The sequence below is a fragment of the Paenibacillus naphthalenovorans genome (assembly GCF_001465255.1).
In the GTDB taxonomy this organism is placed as follows: domain Bacteria; phylum Bacillota; class Bacilli; order Paenibacillales; family NBRC-103111; genus Paenibacillus_G; species Paenibacillus_G naphthalenovorans.
The window spans coordinates 2,674,573-2,694,868 of record NZ_CP013652.1 but is presented as its reverse complement, the minus strand read 5'-3'; the positions used below and the strand labels follow the sequence as shown (position 1 = coordinate 2,694,868).

20 protein-coding genes and 3 pseudogenes are annotated in these 20,296 nt (G+C 48.7%); 19 read left to right on the top strand and 4 right to left on the bottom strand.

Going from position 1 to position 20,296, the window contains the following annotated elements:
- Window positions 1–6: 6 nt before the first annotated feature.
- The 5 genes from IJ22_RS13360 to IJ22_RS13340 are packed head-to-tail and all read left to right on the top strand — an operon-like array spanning window position 7 to window position 4,246.
- Window positions 7–1,014: a FecCD family ABC transporter permease gene (locus IJ22_RS13360; protein ID WP_062409178.1), complete on the top strand. Its 1,008-nt coding sequence runs from the start codon at window positions 7–9 to the stop codon at window positions 1,012–1,014.
- Window positions 1,007–2,029 (top strand): FecCD family ABC transporter permease, encoded by a 1,023-nt coding sequence (locus tag IJ22_RS13355; protein WP_054819166.1) that lies wholly within the window; start codon window positions 1,007–1,009, stop codon window positions 2,027–2,029. The genes IJ22_RS13360 and IJ22_RS13355 overlap by 8 nt, the downstream gene beginning before the upstream one ends.
- 24 nt (window positions 2,030–2,053) lie before the next feature.
- The gene (locus IJ22_RS13350) at window positions 2,054–2,812 is read left to right on the top strand and encodes an alpha/beta hydrolase (RefSeq protein ID WP_062409177.1); all 759 of its coding nucleotides are present in this window, start codon (window positions 2,054–2,056) and stop codon (window positions 2,810–2,812) included.
- On the top strand, window positions 2,802–3,647 hold the full coding sequence (locus IJ22_RS13345; protein WP_062409176.1) for an alpha/beta hydrolase: 846 nt from the start codon (window positions 2,802–2,804) through the stop codon (window positions 3,645–3,647). The genes IJ22_RS13350 and IJ22_RS13345 overlap by 11 nt, the downstream gene beginning before the upstream one ends.
- Before the next feature lie 32 nt (window positions 3,648–3,679).
- The gene (locus IJ22_RS13340) at window positions 3,680–4,246 is read left to right on the top strand and encodes a nitroreductase family protein (protein ID WP_062409175.1); all 567 of its coding nucleotides are present in this window, start codon (window positions 3,680–3,682) and stop codon (window positions 4,244–4,246) included.
- 172 nt (window positions 4,247–4,418) lie between these two features.
- Here IJ22_RS13340 and IJ22_RS13335 read toward each other — a convergent pair whose 3' ends face one another.
- Complete coding sequence (locus tag IJ22_RS13335) at window positions 4,419–5,189, bottom strand: DeoR/GlpR family DNA-binding transcription regulator (protein ID WP_062409174.1); 771 nt, start codon at window positions 5,187–5,189, stop codon at window positions 4,419–4,421.
- A 43-nt stretch (window positions 5,190–5,232) separates the two neighbouring features.
- Between IJ22_RS13335 and IJ22_RS13330 the strand changes: the two are divergent.
- The 10 genes and pseudogenes from IJ22_RS13330 to IJ22_RS13290 form a co-directional block, all read left to right on the top strand.
- Window positions 5,233–5,753: pseudogene (locus IJ22_RS13330) on the top strand (TRAP transporter large permease subunit); the annotation flags it as partial.
- Window positions 5,754–5,964: 211 nt separating this feature from the next.
- Window positions 5,965–6,666 (top strand): RNA polymerase sporulation sigma factor SigK, encoded by a 702-nt coding sequence (gene sigK / locus IJ22_RS13325; protein WP_062409172.1) that lies wholly within the window; start codon window positions 5,965–5,967, stop codon window positions 6,664–6,666.
- Between the two features lie 401 nt (window positions 6,667–7,067).
- Window positions 7,068–7,547 carry a DUF6530 family protein gene (locus tag IJ22_RS13320; protein ID WP_054819366.1) on the top strand — a complete coding sequence of 160 codons (480 nt, stop codon included), beginning with the start codon at window positions 7,068–7,070 and terminating at the stop codon, window positions 7,545–7,547.
- 2 nt (window positions 7,548–7,549) lie between these two features.
- Window positions 7,550–7,698 (top strand): annotated as a pseudogene (locus IJ22_RS26765) (MFS transporter); the annotation flags it as partial.
- Window positions 7,691–8,044 (top strand): annotated as a pseudogene (locus IJ22_RS13315) (efflux RND transporter permease subunit); the annotation flags it as partial. The pseudogenes IJ22_RS26765 and IJ22_RS13315, both read left to right, overlap by 8 nt.
- 423 nt (window positions 8,045–8,467) lie before the next feature.
- Window positions 8,468–9,742 carry a hypothetical protein gene (locus IJ22_RS13310; protein WP_062409170.1) on the top strand — a complete coding sequence of 425 codons (1,275 nt, stop codon included), beginning with the start codon at window positions 8,468–8,470 and terminating at the stop codon, window positions 9,740–9,742.
- Window positions 9,743–9,819: 77 nt separating this feature from the next.
- Window positions 9,820–10,545 (top strand): ABC transporter ATP-binding protein, encoded by a 726-nt coding sequence (locus IJ22_RS13305; RefSeq protein WP_062409169.1) that lies wholly within the window; start codon window positions 9,820–9,822, stop codon window positions 10,543–10,545.
- The gene (locus tag IJ22_RS13300) at window positions 10,532–11,284 is read left to right on the top strand and encodes an ABC transporter permease (RefSeq protein WP_062409168.1); all 753 of its coding nucleotides are present in this window, start codon (window positions 10,532–10,534) and stop codon (window positions 11,282–11,284) included. The genes IJ22_RS13305 and IJ22_RS13300 overlap by 14 nt, the downstream gene beginning before the upstream one ends.
- A gap of 14 nt (window positions 11,285–11,298) precedes the next feature.
- Window positions 11,299–12,732, top strand: a complete 1,434-nt coding sequence (locus tag IJ22_RS13295) for a sensor histidine kinase (RefSeq protein ID WP_062409167.1) — start codon at window positions 11,299–11,301, stop codon at window positions 12,730–12,732.
- A gap of 17 nt (window positions 12,733–12,749) precedes the next feature.
- On the top strand, window positions 12,750–13,448 hold the full coding sequence (locus IJ22_RS13290; RefSeq protein WP_054819368.1) for a response regulator transcription factor: 699 nt from the start codon (window positions 12,750–12,752) through the stop codon (window positions 13,446–13,448).
- Between the two features lie 94 nt (window positions 13,449–13,542).
- Here IJ22_RS13290 and IJ22_RS13285 read toward each other — a convergent pair whose 3' ends face one another.
- Together IJ22_RS13285 and IJ22_RS13280 are read right to left on the bottom strand one after the other, a co-directional pair.
- The gene (locus IJ22_RS13285; protein ID WP_235594124.1) at window positions 13,543–13,833 is read right to left on the bottom strand and encodes a DUF2178 domain-containing protein; all 291 of its coding nucleotides are present in this window, start codon (window positions 13,831–13,833) and stop codon (window positions 13,543–13,545) included.
- On the bottom strand, window positions 13,830–14,057 hold the full coding sequence (locus IJ22_RS13280; protein WP_062409165.1) for a helix-turn-helix transcriptional regulator: 228 nt from the start codon (window positions 14,055–14,057) through the stop codon (window positions 13,830–13,832). Before IJ22_RS13280 ends, IJ22_RS13285 begins: the two co-directional genes overlap by 4 nt.
- Before the next feature lie 280 nt (window positions 14,058–14,337).
- Here IJ22_RS13280 and IJ22_RS13275 point away from each other — a divergent pair, with 280 nt between their 5' ends.
- Window positions 14,338–15,054 (top strand): YebC/PmpR family DNA-binding transcriptional regulator, encoded by a 717-nt coding sequence (locus IJ22_RS13275; protein WP_062409164.1) that lies wholly within the window; start codon window positions 14,338–14,340, stop codon window positions 15,052–15,054.
- 5 nt (window positions 15,055–15,059) lie between these two features.
- On the opposite strand, the gene IJ22_RS13270 is transcribed toward IJ22_RS13275, so the two are convergent.
- Window positions 15,060–16,586 (bottom strand): GGDEF domain-containing protein, encoded by a 1,527-nt coding sequence (locus IJ22_RS13270; protein WP_062409163.1) that lies wholly within the window; start codon window positions 16,584–16,586, stop codon window positions 15,060–15,062.
- Between the two features lie 631 nt (window positions 16,587–17,217).
- On the opposite strand from IJ22_RS13270, the gene IJ22_RS13265 reads away from it, so the two are divergent.
- The 3 genes from IJ22_RS13265 to IJ22_RS13255 are packed head-to-tail and all read left to right on the top strand — an operon-like array spanning window position 17,218 to window position 20,271.
- On the top strand, window positions 17,218–18,228 hold the full coding sequence (locus IJ22_RS13265; protein ID WP_062409162.1) for an ABC transporter substrate-binding protein: 1,011 nt from the start codon (window positions 17,218–17,220) through the stop codon (window positions 18,226–18,228).
- On the top strand, window positions 18,221–19,129 hold the full coding sequence (locus IJ22_RS13260; RefSeq protein WP_062409161.1) for an aliphatic sulfonate ABC transporter substrate-binding protein: 909 nt from the start codon (window positions 18,221–18,223) through the stop codon (window positions 19,127–19,129). Before IJ22_RS13265 ends, IJ22_RS13260 begins: the two co-directional genes overlap by 8 nt.
- Complete coding sequence (locus IJ22_RS13255; RefSeq protein WP_062409160.1) at window positions 19,126–20,271, top strand: LLM class flavin-dependent oxidoreductase; 1,146 nt, start codon at window positions 19,126–19,128, stop codon at window positions 20,269–20,271. Before IJ22_RS13260 ends, IJ22_RS13255 begins: the two co-directional genes overlap by 4 nt.
- The last annotated feature ends 25 nt before the right edge of the window (window positions 20,272–20,296 follow it).

Genomic DNA, 20,296 nt, shown 5'->3' with positions numbered 1-20,296 from the left:
TGACGTATGAGGCTTCGGATTTCTTACACCGCGTTTTTGCTCGGCATTGCCCCCGTTATGATCATGCTCATCATGCTCTTATCCATACGCTACGGGGCAAAATCGATGGATGTCAGCACGGTGTGGAACGCGTTCTTTCATTTCGATAAGGGAAATGTGGACCATCAGATTATTATGCATTCCAGGGTTCCCCGGGCTGCCGGGGCACTACTTATCGGAGCCTTCCTCGCCATATCCGGGGCCATTATGCAGGGGATGACAAGGAATTACTTGGCATCCCCCTCTATTATGGGGGTTACGGACGGCTCGGCGTTCGCTATTACACTGGGAATGGTGCTGCTGCCGGAGGCCTCGTCAATGGAGTTGATCGTATGCTCTTTAATCGGCTCCGCTTTGGGCGTCGGGATCGTTTTCGGCATTGCATCGCTGCTGCCCGGCGGTTTGTCCCCGGTTCGAATGGCGATTATCGGGACGATTATCGGAACGTTTCTGAGCAGTGTTTCCGCGGCGGTAGCGACGTACTTTCAAGTTTCGCAAAATATCAGCTTCTGGTATAACGCAAGGCTTTACCAGCTCGATCCGACACTGATCAAGCTTGCCATCCCGTTTGCTGTTGTCGGCATCGTCATGGCGTTGTGCATTTCCCCGTCGGTCACGATTTTATCGCTAGGCGAGGAAGTGTCCGTCGGTTTGGGCCAGCGTACTCTGCTTGTGAAAGCGGCCGCTACAGGAGCTGTCGTCATTCTGACGGGAATTTCCGTCGCTTTGGCTGGCAAAATCGGCTTTGTCGGGCTGCTGATTCCGCATATCGCCCGATTTTTTGTCGGCGTCGATTATCGTCGCATCATTCCGTGTGCGGGGGTGCTGGGCGGACTTTTTCAGGGGCTGTGCGACATTCTCAGCCGGTTTCTCAACTATCCGTTCGAGACGCCTATCGGGGTGCTAACCGCACTTTTCGGCGTGCCCTTCTTCCTCTATTTGATTCGCAAGAGAGGAGGCGGCAAGCATGCGTAAAGGCTCAGAAAGGCCCTTGTGGCATGTACAGCTTGGCTGCTTCGTCGTCATCGCGGCGGCGGTATACATCCATCTGACCAACGGCGAATTTGACATGACGGTCTCTGAAGTGCTGCGTACGCTGCTCCGTATTCACCCGCAGCCGGATCACGATATGGTACTGTTTGAGTTTCGTCTGCCGCGCATCGTCATTGCGGCGTTGGTCGGTTTCGGCCTCGGTATCGCAGGCGCGGTGATTCAAGGCGTGACCCGGAACGGCCTTGCAGATCCGGGGATTCTCGGCATCAATGCAGGTGCCGGTGCGGCGATCGTATTATTTATGTTTTTCTTTCAAGGGAATGTCATCCGTACCGGATGGACAGCCATTATGATGATGCCGCTCTTCGGTCTTATCGGAGGTTTGGCCGCCGCCGCACTTATCTATTTCTTTGCCTGGCAGAACGGACGACTCGATCCGCAGCGTTTAGTTTTGACAGGGATTGCGATCGGTTCTGGTTTCGGCGCGTTCACCATGTTCCTTTCCCTGCAAATGAACGCCAAAGATTTTGAAATGGCAACCGTCTGGCTGACGGGAAGCATTTGGAATGCCAACTGGGTCTATATCGCATCCATGCTGCCGTGGTTTATCGTGCTTGTGCCCGTTCTCATGCGCAGGGCGCCTCTGCTCGATGTGTTTCAGCTGGAAGAAAGCTCGGTTAAAGGTCTCGGCGTTCGCGTGGAAAGAGAGAAAAGCTTGTTTTTGCTGAGCAGCATCGGACTGGTGAGTGCCTGCGTGTCCGTGTCGGGCAGCATCGGCTTTGTCGGATTGCTCGCCCCGCATATTGCGAAGCGTCTTGTCGGTCTGCGCCATCGGCGGGTGATGTCCGTCTGCGGACTGATCGGGATGATGATGGTCATTGTCTCCGACCTGATTGCCAAAACCGTGTTCTCGCCTGCCGAGCTGCCTGTGGGCATTGTGATTTCGATAGTTGGCGTCCCGTATTTCGTCTACTTGCTGTTTAAAGCCAAAGCCTAGGATATAAAGAAGGGAGAGCGGGCAATGAAGGGCAAGATCGTTCGGGAAAAATTCGAGGGCAGGGAACTCCTGATCTACCTTCCCCAAACCTATGAAACGGACTCGAAAAAGTATCCCGTAGTCTATGTGCATGATCTCGGCGATGTGTTTGATCCGGCCAAGAGTGAAGCCCTCTATGAGCTGGAACGCATGTTTGCGGATGGGTCGCTGTTGGAGGTGATCCTGGTCGGGGTGGAATCCAAAAACCGGATGGACGAATATACGCCCTGGTTTGCGAAGGCCCTTTCCACACCATACAATTACGGCGATTTCGGCGGGAAGGGCGGCGAGTACCTCTCTTTTCTCGCCAACAAGCTGAAGCCATACATGGACGCCTCGTACAGAACAGCCGCGGACCCGGAGCATACAGCCGTCATAGGCAAATCGCTCGGCGGGCTGATCTCGATGTATGCGGCTTACCTGTACCCCGGCGTGTTCGGCAAAATCGGTTCCATCTCCGGCTCGTACTGGTTCGAAGGGTTTGTAGACTATATGCGAACGCATGCGATGGACCACGGCAAAATGAAAATCTATATGGATGTAGGAAGCCTGGAAGGGGTCGGCAAGCAGACCGTTCAAAAGGACATGGTTCCACTAACCGGACAAGCGCATGCGATCTTGAGACAAAAGGGCTTTTCCGAAGAACGATTGACGCTGGTGACAGAAGAAGGAGCTGTACACGAACACTCCTATTTTTGCAGGCGATTTCCAAGTGCGTTGAGGTGGTTGTTTCATGCCGTATAAAAAAGCAGCTTTAGAACCCGTTCCGCCGTATGCCATCGTCCATTCGGAAGCGAGAGTCATGTATTCGCGGAACGGGAACCGGGAGTACCGGATTTTTGTGTTCAAACCGGCGCATGAGGCGCCTCCCGAGGGGTTTCCCGTCATCTACGTGCTGGACGCCAATGCCGTATTCGGAACGATGGCTGAAGCGGTCAGGCTGCAATCCCGCAAGCCGCACGGGTTCGGCCCTGCCGTCATTGTCGGGATTGGCTATCCGACGGATGAGCCGCTGGATTCAACAAGAAGATTTTACGATTACACGAAGCCCGCCTCCGCCAAGCTGCCGGTCAGACCCGACGGGTCCCCTTGGCCCGAAACCGGAGGAGCCGATGCGTTCCTGTCTTTCATTGAGGATGAGCTGAAGCCGGCGATCGAACGGGACTTTCCGATTGACAGGAACCGGCAAACCCTGTTCGGCCATTCGCTTGGCGGGCTTTTTACACTGGATGTGTGGCTGAACCGGCCGGAAACGTTCCAAACCTATGTGGCGGGCAGCCCGTCCATCTGGTGGAACAACCGGTATTTGCTGGACGCCGCACGCCGTTTGGCGGAAAGACAGGAGGACAAGGCCCTGCCGGCAGCGGTGTTGATGGCCGTGGGCGGCAAGGAGAAGCCGTTTATGATCCAGGATGCCAGGGAGCTGTTTCAAACGGTAGAGCCTCTTTCTGGACGGGGAATTCGGCTCCAATTCATGGAGCTGGAGGACGAGGGGCACATTACCATACTGCTGCCTCTGATCAATAGGGCGCTGCGGTTCGCTTTAGCGGAGAGCGGGGAGCCTGGAGGCAAACTTTAACCATTTATCATTTGAAGGGAGGTCGCGGACTCATGGAGCTCGCGCGATTAATCAGGGAACGCCGTTCCATTCATGCTTTTGAACACCGGGAAGTCCCGCCCGAGCTTATTATGGAGCTCATGGACACTGCCGTCTGGGTACCCAATTATCATATGACCCAGCCTTGGCGGTTTATACTGACCTACGGCGAGGGCCGCAGGAAGATGGCCGAAGCGGTCCGGACGATGAAGGAAAGCAGGGAGCCCGACCCGGCCCTGAAAAAAGAGGTCGGTCAGAAGTTTTACAATAAAATCATGGCTATCCCGATGATCATGACCGTCATTATGAAGGAAGATCCGAATCTGGTCGTCAGGGAAGAAGACTACGCTTCGACCAGCTGTATTATTCACAACCTCAGCCTGCTGGCTTGGGAACGGGGAATCGGCATGGTATGGGAGACATACGGCTGGCTGCATCACCCCGTATTTCGCGAGACGATGGGGATTTTGCCTGGAGAAAAGGTGCTGGGCAATCTGCACATCGGATACCCGGCTCAAATTCCTAAAGCTCAGCCGAGAATTCTGGCGGCGGAGCGCATTACTGTGGTTGATAGAGTGTAATGGCGGAAGGAAAGACGAAACAGCAAGTGCACAGACGTCCCTGATTACCACTCGGGGACGGTATTTTTATTTTTACGGACGTTTTCCGCATGCTCAAACTTATTTCCCGGCCCAGTATCTGAAACCTAAAACAACCCGACCGGAGATTCCGATCAGGTTCACAGGCCCCGAATTATGGCTGGGCGACGATGACATGAATGCCTTTATTCACAAACTCCTCAACCAGATGGGCAGGGGTTTGCCAATCGGTGACCAGGGTATCGATTTGTTCAATTGAAGCAGAGGTGGCCAGAGCCGTACGTCCGATCTTGGTATGATCGGCCACCACAATTAACTTTTTGCTTATGGAGACAAGCGATTTTTTCACTCCCAGTGCAAGCAAATTCGTGTTCATGGCCCCCAGTTCCGGCGATAATGCGTTGCATCCGATAATGGCTTTGTCGCAGCGGTATTTTAATAGCACTTCTTCGCATAAATCCCCAACCAGGGAAAGGGTTTTACTCCTCAGGATTCCCCCGGACAAGATTACGGTTATTTCTTCACGATCCGCTTCGCCAAACATTTGAAAAATGGTAAGCGATGGGGTCACGACAGTCAAGGGTTGAATGTTCACTAAAAGCTTGGCTACCTCAGTGGTTGTTGTCCCGGCGTCCAAAGCCACGATTTCACGCGGCTGAATCAATTGTGTCACTGCTTTCGCGATGGCTTTTTTTTCGACAGTGCAATCCCCTATACGCATACTATATGAAGGCTCGTAGCCTACGGATTGAATATCGATTGCTCCTCCATAAGTCCGCCGGAGCTTGTTTTTTTGCTCAAGTCTCTCCAGATCACGACGGACGGTAGCCGGAGAAACTTGTAATATATCGATGAGTTCATTCACGGAAACCGTCCCGTTTTTTTGCAGAATTTCCAGAATCTTTTCTTCACGTGCTATAGCCATTGATAATTACACCCCTCATTTGATTCGATATTATCACAATAATCCCGGCTTCATGCTTGCCGTCGGTTTGACCATTGCCTGGTATTTGGTCGTCCGCAAATCGAACTTTAAAGTGTTTCCCAAAAAATCAGGAAGGAAATTGTGACGGCGACCGTCAAGGCGCTATGGGCGCTTGTTTTGCCAGCCATTATTATCGACGGCCTGAAATTCGGCATATTCACACCCACTGAAGCGGGGGTCGTAGCGGCGTTTTACGCATTGTTCGTCGGACTCGTCGTGTACCGAGAACTCAAATTGAAGAATTTGTTTCATGTCTTGGTCGCCTCGGGCAAAATGACCAGTATCGTTATGTTTCTGGCAGCAGCGGCAATGGTATCGTCATGGTTGATCACCGTAGCTAACATACCTGGCGAGCTGACGGCCATGCTCGGTCCGTTGATGGAAAATAAATTGCTCCTGCTTATGGCCATCAACCTGGTCGTTTTCTTGGTAGGCACGGCGATGGATTTGACCTCTACGGTTCTTATACTGACGCCGGTGCTTATGCCAATCATTACGGCCGCAAGGCTGACGTTCTAAAATGCGGTTGTTCGCGATCGTGTTATGAAATGGCCGCAAATCCTATTGCAGTAGTGGGTAATATCATCACAGACAGGACCTGCGATGGAAAGTTATAGTTGAGGGAGTATGGGTATAGTATTTTTGTTCTGTACAGGCACTGATAGGCTGCGGCCCACATAGAATAGTACTACTTTCATCATGGGGGTGGCTTGAGGTGCCTGGATTTTTTTCTGCAATTGCCTTGTTTATTAAAGAGTTAATGTTGCTGGTTTCGTACGTTAAAAATAATGCGTTTCCCCAACCGCTCGCTGAAGATGAAGAAGAGAAGCATTTACGATTAATGGCTGAAGGGAATCAGCATTCCCGCAATTTGTTGATAGAGCACAATCTGCGGCTCGTGGCTCACATTGTCAAAAAATTTGACAACACCGGAGAGGATCTGGAGGATTTAATCTCGATCGGGACAATAGGATTGATTAAAGCGATCGAATCTTTCAGTCCTGACAAAGGGACCAAGCTGGCTACGTTTGCAGCGAGGTGTATTGAGAATGAAATCCTGATGCATCTGCGTTCGCTGAAAAAGACCCGCAAAGACGTATCGCTTCATGACCCGATCGGTACGGATAAGGAAGGGAATGAAATTACATTGATTGACATTCTTGGCACAGAAACCGATGATGTCGTGGATAAAGTACAGTTGAAGATTGAAAAATCGAAAATTTACCGAAACCTCGATATATTGGATGAACGGGAGCGGGAAGTGGTTGTCGGCCGCTTCGGACTCGAGGCGGGAGGAGAGGAACGTACGCAGCGCGAAATTGCCAAGGAGTTGGGCATATCGCGTTCTTATGTATCGCGGATCGAGAAGCGGGCATTGATGAAGCTGTATCATGAGTTTTATAAACAGAAACGGTGAAGGAAGGGGTTGCCCTTCCTTTTAATGTTGCACTTATATATTGTCGCGAATTGAGAAGCAAGCGTTATGAAGTTGATTACAAAGCGCGGATTCTCACCACAAAGCTGGTAGAAAGCGCCATCGATAAAGCGAGTCACCTTTCTCCGCTTACCAAGCGCTTATCGAGTTAAACTACGGTTGCGCGTCCATTTCTCAGGTTGATTCCGCTGTGTTCGATGCCTTATCCCAAGATTCCTATTTATTGCTGAGAAAGCTCATGTCCTGATACATGGGCTTTTTTCCCCTTTGGCCCAAATAACTGGTAACAGCCGAATACCGAATTGACTAAAGATAAAAAATGAAATACAATAAATTAGTAATTCAGTTAATAACTAATTTAGTAACAGAAAGAAGGAAACAAAATGAAAATTCCTACTACGTTAAAACATAAGCCTGTTGTCGTTTCTGAAAACTATGAGCAGGTTGACGGTCGACTTGCCGGAAATACAGATGCGAAAGGTCTTTCCTTGGGATTAGCTCAGTGGAACGATAGGGGAAAGGTCGATATTTCTGCGAAAGTATGGAGATATACAGGGGAAAAATGGTCGCGGCAATCCGAGGAGCTGCCTCTCCATCGCGTTCTTGATCTGTCTATTCTGATTTGCCGCTCCTTGGCGCATTTCCGCGAAGCCTACAGATACGAGCATCTATATGATCCGCATAATCCTGTCATCGACAGGGTTGGTCTGCAGGGGGATGCTATGACTGTGGCTGTTTGTACGGACAATGAAAAAATCAATGAAGATATCAAACTGTTCAGTCAAGCCCTGAGTGATGATGATGAGCTGATCGGTGAAAGGCTGCGCACGTTATCAAGAATGTTGAAGGAAATGGGGTATTAAAGCTGTTTTCCAATCCTTATGTTCGAACCATTACTCTTTCACGGGTATTGTTACAGTCGGAATTTGGATTCGAAACTATGCTGTTCTTCTTTATGTCACCCAGCTAACAAATAATAACCCGGTGTACGTATCGCTTATTTCAGTCGCCGAACACCATCACGCGCAACGAAGGCAGGATGGTCGTCGACATTAATGCCGACATCACCACAAAAGATGTAGCGAAGGCATCCTCCGATCTTGAGGCAAAAATCGAAGACTTGGAGAAACCGGCGGACGTTGAAGTCAAATTCGGCGGCGTTACGGAACAGATCAACGAAACCTTTACCCAACTGGGTCTCGCGATGGCAGCCGCCGTTGCGATTATGTTCTCGCTCCCGTTTACGGTTATCGGTGGTCTTGTCGGACTTTTCGTCACGGGGGAGACGCTCAGTGTATCGGCCATGATGGGGGCGCTTATGCTGATCGGTATCGTAGTCACGAATGCTATCGTGCTGCTTTTGATCGTGCCTGTCGTTTATGAGTTCCTGATGAAACTCAGCGGCAAGAGTAAACGGAGATACCGTCTATCCTTGGATGGCTCGGGTTAATTGTAAGGGAACAGGATGGATAAAGGGGAAAGTCTGTACTTTCTTGAAGTTCAATTTTTCGTGATTTACAGCCACTGCCAGTGGCTTTTTTTTGTTTGGCTACAAGTTCGGAGACTTACGTCTTATCCATTGAAATCGACATGTATCGTCTAATCGTTCCAGAATCTTGTTCAGGGTGCGCTCGAGCGCCTACGGTTTGATATATTTTGCACCGGCATGAGTTTATAAATTGTTAATAGTTTCTTTAGAAGGATTCAATAAGCCCCGATTATAATGAAAGGTAAGGAAACGTTTCCCCAAGATGAAATAAAGGATAAATAAAGGAGATCCGAAATGAAACTTAGTAAAAATGCGATGACTGTCCTCTCATTTACGATCGGAGCGTGTGTCTTTATCTCCACAGCCTTTGCCGATATGGCGCTTGGCTCAGGCTATGACCGGTTTAAAGGTTCAATAAAAAATACCGCGGCGCAGATGGAGAAGGGATTGAACAACTACACCATCGAGGCGCTGTACACGCTGAAGGATAACGATCAAACCTTGCTTCAGGCTTCCCTCTTCAATAAAATCGATAATGAAAAGCAAGTTTTTGAAAGCTCGGGTAAGATTCAAAAATCAAATGGCGAAACATCAACGGAATATTCGTATTCCGACCAGAAGCTTTCGATTTGGAAAAGCGGAACGGAAGACAAATATTATGTGACGGAATACCCCGACGATCTCAACAGGAAAATAGGGAACAGGTTTACCAATCCGTTTAACGAGAAGGGGGCGCCGGAGGTCGAAAAGATCGTTGACGCCATCGTCGGCAATTTGAGGGACTATGTGCAGGCTGAAGAAAGACCAGAGGGCGGACGAGTATACTCGGGAAGCTTGTCTGAGGCGCAGGTGCCTGCCGTAGTCAATGCCGTCTCTTCCTTCGGTATAAAGCAGTTTATCAGCTCCCAAAGCCGCGCGGATAAAAATTCGAAGCTGCCGGATATTGATAGCGATGTTTTTGTTAAAAAGATTTCGGGCACGGCCGTTGAAAACAAAGCGGGATTATTGGAAAATGTAACGGGCGATGTGTTTCTCTCCGGGAAAGACAAAAACGGAGTACAGCATGATTTATCGCTGAACGTGGTTCTCAAGCTATCCGACATTGGAAATACGAAAATTACAAAGCCTGATCTGACAGGCGCAAACGTCGAGAAAGTGAGCCATTCCAGCGGATTTAGCAGCAAGCATGTGGGGAAATATAAAAATAACATCGTCCTCGAGAAAAACGGCAAATTCGTGAAAATCGGCGAGAGAATCCTTGAAATCACGAGCGTGGAAAATAATAAAGTGACGGGCAAATACTACGAAACCGTGAAACCCGGATTCGAGTCCGACTATCCTGACAAATATAACTTTAATTTTGAATATAATCCGGACCAATCAAAGGCGATGTCTTTCTTTACTTATACCAATTCCAAAGGCGAGCAGGAAAACGGGCAGCTTCATCCGAGCAGCTCCGGTAAAATTTATCTCGACCTGAACATAGAAATCCTGGACGAAAACTCGTATAGATCCAACGCAAGTCACCCGTATTTCGACGGGGAATTTGACCGCGTATTTGAAGAGTAATCGAAAGGCTGTCCCTGAAGTGAACTTGAACTTCACTTCAGGGACAGCTATGTCATTTGTATTGGGGGATGTTATCTTTGACAAAAGCGATTGAAATCACAGACCTTACCAAAGTATATAAAAACGGCCGGGGAATCAGCGATTTGAATTTGGAAGTCGATCAAGGCGATATCTTCGGTTTTTTGGGACCAAACGGCGCGGGGAAGACGACCGCTATGAAAATGATGGCGGGACTCATGAAGCCGGACCGCGGCGACGTGAAGATTTTCGGCGCCAGCATTGTAGAGGACTATGTCAATGCGATGAAGCATGTGGGGTGTATTATCGAGACGGCGGAGTCGTATCCTTATTTAACGGCAAACGAAAACCTGAAGCTGTTTGCCAGGTTTTATCCGCAGGTGGACCAGCAAAGAATCGACGAATGTCTTGAAATCACCGGCATGTTAAAATATAAAAATGAAAAATCGAGAAAGTTCTCGCTTGGGATGAAACAAAGGCTTGGGGTAGCGGCAGCGATTCTTTCGAGGCCAAAGTTGTTAATATTGGACGAGCCCTTAAACGGACTTGATGTCGAGGGTATGCTGGATATGCGGAGGATGATCAAGCGGCTTGCCGAGGAAGAAGGAACCACGTTCTTTATTTCCAGCCACCTGATCCATGATGTCGAGCTGACCTGCACCCGGATCGGAGTGGTTTACGGCGGAAAGCTGGTCAATGTGGAATATACCCATAATATCCTTTCCAATTATTCGTCACTTGAAAATTATTTTGTTAGCGAGGTGGACCGGAATGGCAGGGTTTAAGGCTGCATTTATCAATGAAACCGTCAAGCTGTTGAAAAAGAAAAAAATGATTGCGGCCGCCATTTTATCCATTCTTGCCGTGGTGATCGGACAAGTTGCCGTTACGGCAATTAAGCATGGTCTTGGATTAAGAGTTGTAGGCAGCACTGAATTTCCTTTGGTGGTTCTATCGATGTTTTCTTATACGATCCTGCCTCTTTTTGCAACCTTTGTGGCCATCGATATGTTTAACGGCGAATTTTCGTCAAATACAATGAAAATCACGCTCACCAGGCCCGTTTCCAGATTCGGCGTATTCAGCGCGAAGGTTTTGAATTTAGCCGTGTTCATTGCTGTAAACCTGCTGTTTGTGATGATTCTTTCTTTGCTTGCCGGGTTTATATTTAATCCTTCGTCCGCCAGCCTGACGGGAATCGTAAGGGTCGTTTTGTCTTATGTCACAACGTTTTTTCCTGTTTTTGTATTTGGTCTTCTCGTGGTATTGCTGTCCAATATCCTTCGGGGCGGACTGGCGGTTTTTTTTCTCTCAATCATTATTTTTATCGGGTTTAACTTTTTAGGCATCGTTTTTTCCAATTTTTCGAGTTTCTTTATTACCTCCATGTTTGACTGGTATACGCTTTGGATTTCGGAAACGGTCAACGGTTTTAAAATTTTCCGCCAGATCCTGATCATGTCGGGCTGTGGTATAATGTTATTTACAGCGGGTTATTATTTGTTTGACCGCAAGGATATATAGAAAGGTATCTCCAAATGCAATTAACCAAACGCTTTTTTATGATGAATGCGCTGACCGTGCTGGTTTCCATTGCATTAACCGTTCTGGCTGTCATCATATTCGTTGCAGCTTATACGAAAGTGCTTGGTCCGGAAGCGGATATCGACGATTTCAAAAGGATCTTTGAAGTCCGATCAGGGATCGGCGAGATCAAGAGGGGGGCGCAGACCCTAGAGTTCGAACAACTGCTTGATAAATCCTATCAGCAGGAGCTGTCCGATCGGGTTAAGGCTTTGGGGGCGAATGCCGTTATTTTGAAAAACAGAGAGGTTGTATATACCACAAAAAAGTTTAATGCCATCGACATTGAAAAAAGCTTGATGTTATCCGATAATATGCCCAATCTTGATACTTTGGAGCTGGAGGGCAAAACCTATATGTTTGCCAGAGCGGACTACAGCCTTCAATCGGGAGATAAGGGCGTTTTGCTGCTGCTTGCGCCGATCAAGCTGAAAACGGGCTTTTACCTGTTTCTCGGCATCTTTACGGTCAGCTTTTTTATTCTTTCTTTTTTGATCATGAACTTTTGGGTTTCCTACCGGTTCTCCCGCGGCATCATTACACCGATCGCCAGGCTGAGAGATGCCGCCGTTAAAATTAGTGAGGGCGATTTAAGCTTCGGGATTGCGGAGGAAGGCGAAGGAGAGGTCAGGGAACTGTGCAGGACGCTGGAGTTCATGAGGATTAAGCTGAAGGAGTCTGTTTATCTGCAGCAGAAATACGATGAAAACAGGAAATTTTTGATATCCAGCATCTCTCACGACTTAAAGACCCCTGTGACTTCCATTAAAGGATATATCGAAGGCATTATCGACGGGGTAGCCAACACACCGGACAAAATGGAGGAATACCTGGAAACGGCACGATCAAAGGCGATGCTGGTGAACGCCATGATTGACGATCTTCTTTTGTACTCCAAGCTGGATTTGAACCAAATCCCTTATCATTTTGAAAAAACAAATCTGGAGCAGTACTTCGAGGATTGCGTGTTTGACCATCGCTATGAATATGAAAAGGCGAATATCAAACTGGCGCTGATCAGTGAATTGAAGGAGCCCGTCTATGTGTTAATCGATAGGGAAAGGTTGAAAAGGGTCATTCAAAACATTCTCGATAATTCTAGGAAGTATATGGAAAAGGTTAACGGACAGGTGGATATTATTTTAAGGGAAACCCGGACATCCGTTATCATAGAAATCAGAGACAATGGAAAAGGAATACCCGAGGTTGACCTTCCCCATATTTTTGAACGATTTTACCGTGCGGATCCGTCTAGAAAGAGTGTGGACGGCAGCGGCCTTGGGCTGGCTATTGCCAAACAAATTGTGGAAGGCCATGAAGGAAAGATCTGGGTCAGAAGCACTGTAGGAGAAGGAACCCGCATGATGATATCTCTGAAAAAGTATTAGCATTTTTGGAGGTTACGATGAAAAAAAAGATATTGATTGTTGAGGACGATCAAAGCATAGCCAATCTGCAAAAGGATTATCTGGTGCTGAGCGGCTTTTCCGTGAAGATCGTCAATAGCGGAACGGACGGTTTGAAAGCTCTGGAGGAGGAAACGTTTGACCTCATCATTCTGGATATTATGCTGCCGGGGATGGATGGATTCGAGGTTTTGAAAACGATCCGCGAGAAGGAGGATATTCCCGTGCTGCTGGTATCGGCCAGGGCGGAGGAAATTTATAAAATTAACGGTTTTGGCCTTGGCGCGGACGATTATATTACAAAACCCTTCAGCTCCGGCGAGCTGGTGGCCCGGGTTAACGCTCATCTAAACAAGTTTGAACGGATGAAAGAACGGTTCGGCCATGTTGACGAAGGCGGCAAGATCCGGGTCAGGGGGCTGGAGATCCAGAAGGAGGCCAGAAGGGTTTTTGTGAACGGGAAAGAAGTAACGTTGGCTCATAAGGAATTCGACCTGCTTCTGTTTCTTCTGCAAAATGCCAACCGGGTATTTGGCAAGGAAGAGCTGTTTGAACGGATTTGGGGGATGGATGCGCTTGGCGATGCGTCCACGGTTACGGTACACATCGCCCGGATCAGGGAGAAAATCGAGGAGAACCCGTCCAAGCCTCAATATATAGGTACGGTCTGGGGATCCGGGTACCGGTTTATAGTTTGACAAACGACGGTCCCCGCTTTAACAGGCGGCCTCCTCCCGCCCCCGCTGATTTTTGCCGGGCCGGTTTAATGGCTTGGCCGCAAATTCCCATATGCTAATACCGTCTTTTCAAACTTATTATCGTCATAGCATAAGACACGACAACGAATGCAAATAAACAAGTGAAGGCAAACGTATATTGTTCTCCATTTAGCGGCACGATCGTATTGATCATAAAAATAACCAAATAGCCTAACAAAAATGAAAAATAAACGACTATTCCTGCCATACCCAATATTTTATCCCCTCTTTCGTCTCCCCCTTCCTTTTTAATGAAATACGCTGAAAAGATGACCGCGGCAAGTCCGATAAAAGATAAAATGATACCGATAAGAGTAAACATCATGATTTCTCCTCGACTAATTCGTATTGAAAAACTTCCTGCAGCTCTTTATCAAAAACAAATGAAATCTCAAAGGCTAAAATCAGGGATGGATTATAGCGATTGGCTTCAATAGAAGCGATGGTTTGTCTCGAAACTCCGACTTTTTTGGCTAAATCTTGCTGTGTCCACTTTTTTTCAGCTCTTAGCACGTTTAGTTTATTATATAGTCTGCCGTTTTTCTGCATATTCGATTTATCGCCTCCTTTGGTGTATATGGTAATTTATTTTTGACATTTTGTAAACTATTTTTAACTTTTTACCTAAAGGCCTCCAATATCAAGAAGTGCGGGGGACGGTTTATATCCGACTGCCATCGGGTGGAATCATTCATTGGTATGGGGTTTCCACGATGTGAGAGCTTGTCCAGATATCGTTTTATTTAATATAATATAATTGAAGAGAGAATCCGTATGGCTTGTTTTGCTGCAAGCTGGAATAAAGTACAAAAAAGAAAGCAGGTAAAACATGGGGCGTAAGTGGAATAATATTAAAGAGAAAAAAGCGTCGAAGGATGCCAACACGAGCCGGGTCTATGCCAAATTCGGAATAGAGATTTATGTAGCGGCGAAAAAAGGGGAACCCGACCCGGAATCCAATCAAGCGTTAAAATTCGTGCTTGAGCGGGCCAAAACATACAATGTGCCGAAAGCCATAATCGACCGGGCCATCGAAAAGGCCAAAGGAAGCTCGGAGGACAATTATTCGGAGCTCCGTTATGAGGGATTCGGACCGAGCGGCGCCATGATTATCGTTGATACGCTTACGAATAACGTCAACCGCACTGCAGCGGACGTACGCTCGGCTTTTAATAAGAACGGCGGCAACATGGGAGTTAGTGGTTCTGTATCTTATATGTTTAGCCCGACGGCGGTTATCGGCGTTGAAGGGAAAACATCCGACGAAGTATTGGAGTTATTAATGGATGCCGATGTGGACGTTCGAGATATCACAGAAGAAGATGATTCCATTATCATCTATGCCGAGCCGGACCAGTTTCATGCCGTCCAAACCGCGCTTAAGCAGGCGGGCATTACGGAATTTACCGTGGCGGAACTGACCATGCTTGCGCAAAATTACGTGAATCTTGCACCAGACGAATTAGCGCAGTTCGAGAAACTGATCGATGCACTTGAAGATCTGGAGGATGTCCAGCGCGTTTATCACAATGTGGATGAAAAATAAGGCTTTCAAGCTTTGTTATACACGCTGAATGTATTTTTGCCGGTACGTTTTGCATGATAGAGCGCCTGATCTGCACAGTTATATAATTCGTCCGAGTCTTGAGCATGATCAGGAGCAAGAGCAATGCCGATAGATGCGGTAATGTTATACTCTTTTACGACATCCGCCCCTTTAATTTCGATGGGGCGCTTTAACTCTTGAATAATCTGAAGCGCAACTTTCGAGGCTGCATTTTCATCCATTACATGGTTAAGGATGATCACGAATTCGTCTCCTCCAAGACGTGCCGTGATATCGTTCGGATCATTAACAACGGAGCGGATTCTCCTGCCCACTTCTTTGAGAAAATAATCGCCCGCTTCGTGTCCAAGCGTATCGTTGATCTTTTTGAAATTATCAAGGTCTATGTGCAATAACCCTGTTTTTCTTCCTTTTTTCTTGTTTTTTTCAACGCTTGACATAAGCGAATTTTCGAAAACTGCGCGATTTGAAAGGCCCGTTAGCAAATCATGTGATGCCAGGTACATTGGTCTTGCAACCAGCCTTGTAATAATGTAGGAAATCATTAAGGCCCAGGCGATGGTAGCAAATAGCTGAAGCAAGAAGATTTGATTATTTTGCTTTAGTTTGTTTTTTAAATCTTTTTCGTTGTAAACAATTTCAATAATGCGTTGATCCGTATGCTTAGCCACATCGGTTTCAAATTGAACGATATATGGGACATAGCGATAAGTGACAGGATCGCCATGTATCGTTCTTTTTACTTTTTGCACTATTTTATCATGGACCGCTTTGTTGAAGATTGGCCTGTTTTCGTCGGCGACCAGGAGCGACTTTCCATCTTCGCCTGATTTGCCGATGGCTTTTCCCGAGGTTGTATACACAGTGATGTCATTGATATAGCTGTATTTTTCTTTCAGTTTACTGCTGATTTCAAGGAAGTTAAAGCTCTTGAAAATCGGATTATTTTCTTGGTACAAGCCAAGTTCGATCAAATATTTATGGTCATGCGTGGGGACGTAGCTGTATTTTTTTAATTTGCCCGTATTGGTTTCCTGATCCAGGCCGTCCGCTACGAATTGGTTTCCTTTCAGCCTTTCTCTTAAGAGCTGTGCGAATGGACCCAAGGTGCCGTCTTTTTCTCTGAAATTCAATCCTATATCCTTGGTAAAACTGCTGTATAGGATCGTTTGCGTATCATCTATGATATAGATGTCCATCCCATCCAATTCATTTTTCAGTGCTTGGTAGTCCCATGATTCTACATTCGGGTTTTCCCGGTATTTTTTTAACAGCCGGTCTGAATAGTCGCTCATCTTTTTCTCGATATCGCTGTCCAGCATTTGAAATGCTTTGTCGGCGTCCGAGACAGCGTTGACGATGATGTCTTCAACCAAAGAGACCTCTCTCATGTAGCTTGTTATTAAATTATCCTTCCAGCGGTGTTGATTCACTAACGATACACTGAGTGTCAATACAATACTGAAAAAGCCCATGATCATCATCAATTTAGTTTTGAAACCACGATGCACTGAATTACCTCCTATAGGATGTTCATGGCTGTCAAAAGAATAATTGGATAATTGAAGGTCTCCTTTGCTGAAAAGAGACCAGGAATGTTTTTACTGATTCATATATCGGTAAGTGCGCTGCATTTGTTTACAATTTTGTGGTGTGCTTATTCAGAAGGAATCGAACAAACCGTGTCCGGTAATGGGGTAGTGGATGCTTGATACTGGGAGGTTGTCTAATTTATTGACAGAAGTTCCAAGCAATAATTATAATCATAATACCAACTATATAAATAAGAAATATAGGATTGCTAACCATTCGTATGGAGGCCTCGTTGCCAGCAAACATTTGCTGACATCGAGGTTTAATTTTTTTAGCCGGAATGAAAATCGAAAAGGATGCGGCAACCACTGCCTCGGAACGGCAAATATAAGATGGGGTTTATAAGGAGGCTAAAAGCCCGATGGTATATATCCATTGGTATTCTTTCGGTATTTCTCGGACTGGGGACGATTTGAATCATGTGGAAAGCGACCAAAAGAAAGGAGGTGTCCGACAGAAAAGAGGTAGGGCATGTGCTCGTTCGGATCCGATCGGTTGATGTGCAATGACTGGGATCTGTATACAAGTAGAATTCAAGGAGGATACGTCATGTCCAGTAAAAAAACGACAGTCGAACGTATATCGATTACACGCTGTCCGGTTCCGACGGCAAGCAGCGTTGCGTTTGACCGCGGATTTCTGCAAAAGGAGCTTGCGAAAGCGGGGATTCTTGCCAGTGTGCTGCAGGATGAAAAGGATGCTGCCATGCACGGGGCACACTTTGACCACTCGCTTCCGTTCCTCGTCCGCGAAGGGGGCAACATTCCGGCTCTGTGGGCGCGCTCGACGGGACGTGACACACGGCTGGTGGCTCTTGTCTGGGTCGATGAGTACCAGACGATTCTTGCGCTCCCTGACGCCAATATTTCCGGACCTGCCGATTTGCGAGGACGCCGTATCGGTATCCCCCGTCACCGTTATTTAGAGATCGACTTCCGGGCAGCGCAGGCACTTCGGGGGTTCCACAGCGCACTGTGGCTAGCCGGACTCACGCTTGACGATGTCGAACCTGTCGATCTTGAGGCTCCCTCCGCCGGCCGCCGTGATTCCTGGGACACCGAGATCGACGCGCTTCGTCGCCGCGAGGTCGATGCCATCTTTGTAAAAGGCGCAACCGGTCTCCAGGCAGCCCGCACGTTGGATGTACGAGAGGTCGCAGATCTCGGGTTTCACCCGGACCCGCTTGTGCGGGTGAATAACGGTGTGCCACGAGCTGTGACGGTCGATGCGGAACTGATCGAGCACTCTGGTGTCGTTGAGCGCGTTCTTACAGCTCTGCTTCGCGCTGCCGACTGGGCCGCCGATCATCGCGGTGATCTAACCCGGGTCATTGCCGCCGAGACGGGCGCTTCTCCTGAATTTGTCGAGACGGCTTATCGGAACGGATCTCTTCGGCCCGCACTGCATGAGAACTTGCTCGCTGCTCTTGACGCCCAACGTAAATTTCTATTCGAACACGGTTTCCTTGCTGGTGATTTCAACGTCCGGGAGTGGGTCCACGCCGGACCGTTGGCCGCCGCAGAAAAAAATTACTATGAAGGAGTGTCCAATCATGACTAACATTGCTGGCGCCGACGTTAAGATCGGCGTGCATCCGAATAACCATTCACTGTTCGTGCTGCGCCGCACAGGCATTTTAGAGGGCATTCTCCAGGAGCATGGCGCAGCGGTCGCCTGGGTTGATTATGAAGACGGGGCGGGAACCCCTCAAAAACTGGCGGCGGGAGAGATCGATTTCGGCGGCACGGGTGCTACTCCGCCGTTAACCGGGCAAGCTTCCGGCATTGACCTGGTTTATGTCGCCATCTCGGAACCGCGCCCCGCAAGCGGAGCGCTTGTTGTTCGTACCGACTCGCCTGTGAACTCGATTGCGGACCTGAAAGGCCGGCGTGTTGCCCTTGCCGAAGGCTCGTGGCAGACCAGTTTTCTCATCACCGCGCTCGATCAACATGGTTTAGCCTACAAAGACATCGAGCGGATCGATCTGAGTCGCGGAGGGGATGATGCGCTGGTGGCCGGGGAGGTCGAGGCATGGATTGGAAACGATCCGCAGCTTGCAGCACTTCAGCGTGACGGTGCGGTTCGCACGCTTCTCCCTGTCGCCCCCTTTATTTCTCACCGATCTGTATGGTTCGCCAGTCGTGACTTTGCAACGAACAGGCCGGAGATCCTCGACGCGGTCGTCAGTGCATTGCAGCGTTCGGATGCATGGGTTCGGGAGCATCATCGTGAGGCTGCCGAGATTTTTGCCCGCGACCTGCCCGATTGGCCTTCTATCGATGCTTGGGAGGACGCGCTCCGGCGGCGGCCATGGGGTCTTCACCCTGTCAGTCAGGATTTTGTCTCCGAGCAGCAGCGTGTAGCTGATCTCTTTGCCCGTCAAGGCCTCCTCTCCCGGCCGATTACGGTTGCAGATGCGGTTTTAGCACCCACGGCTGCGCTTAGGAGGGTGACGACATGACGGCACACAAGGATGGGGTGGAAGTATTATGGTACCTCACCGCACCTGACGGGCGTAATCCGTGGACGCCGAACGGTGCGCGGAAAATTGACCTGCCATATCTGCGGCAAATCGCTTCCGCCATAGATCATTTGGGCTACACCGGCGCTTTGCTCGCAACGGGGCCGCACGACACCTGGGTGCTCGGTTCATCGCTTATTACGAGCACGGAGCGGATGCGATTTTTGATCGCCATTTCCCCGCCGCTTATTTCTCCGGTGCTTGCGGCAAAAATGACACAGACGTTCGATGAGCTCTCGCAGGGGCGAGTATTATTGAACATTATTAACGGCAACTCAACACAGATGCGTGCATACGGTTCAACGCTTGAGCATGACGAGCGCTACGCGTACACCGATGAATGGATTACCGTGTGGCGCAAGGCAGTTGCAGGCGAGAGGCTGGACTTTCATGGCAAGTATATTACCGCGGAGGGACAGGCATTGCAGCTTAAACCGGTGCAGATGCCGACGCCGCCCCTTTGGTTCGGCGGTTCGTCGCAGGCGGCGCATGAAACCGCGGCAAAGCACATAGACACCTATTTAAGCTGGGGTGAGCCCCCTACCCAAGTCGCAGAGAAGATTAGAGATCTTTCAGCGCTTGCCGCTAAGCATGGCCGCACTCTCCGCTACGGGATTCGACTCTATCTTATCGTTCGGGACACCGATGAGGAGGCTTGGGAGGAAGCAAACCGGCTTTTGGGCACCATGGACGAAGCCACGGTGAGGCACACGCAGGCTCTGCTTCGCGGCACGGATTCCGTGGGCCAGCAGCGCATGCTCAAATTCCATAACGGCCGCATTCCGGACGATGCACGAGAGCTCGAAATCTATCCGGACTTGTGGGCTGGTCTCAGTCTTGTAAGACCCGGACCAGGCACGGCCATCGTCGGCAGTCCACAGACCGTCCTTGCGCGAATCCAGGAGTACCGGGATGCCGGCATCTCGACATTCATCTTTTCAGGTATCCCGCTGCTTGAGGAAGCTTACCGCGTTGCGGAACTCATCCTGCCTCACCTTCCGGTAACCTATGATACCGGGTTGGCCAGGAACGTGGAAGCCCAGCGCGATACCGTTTTTACTTGGAACCAAAGCATTCCGTAAACAGCTATTTTATCTCTCTAAGGAA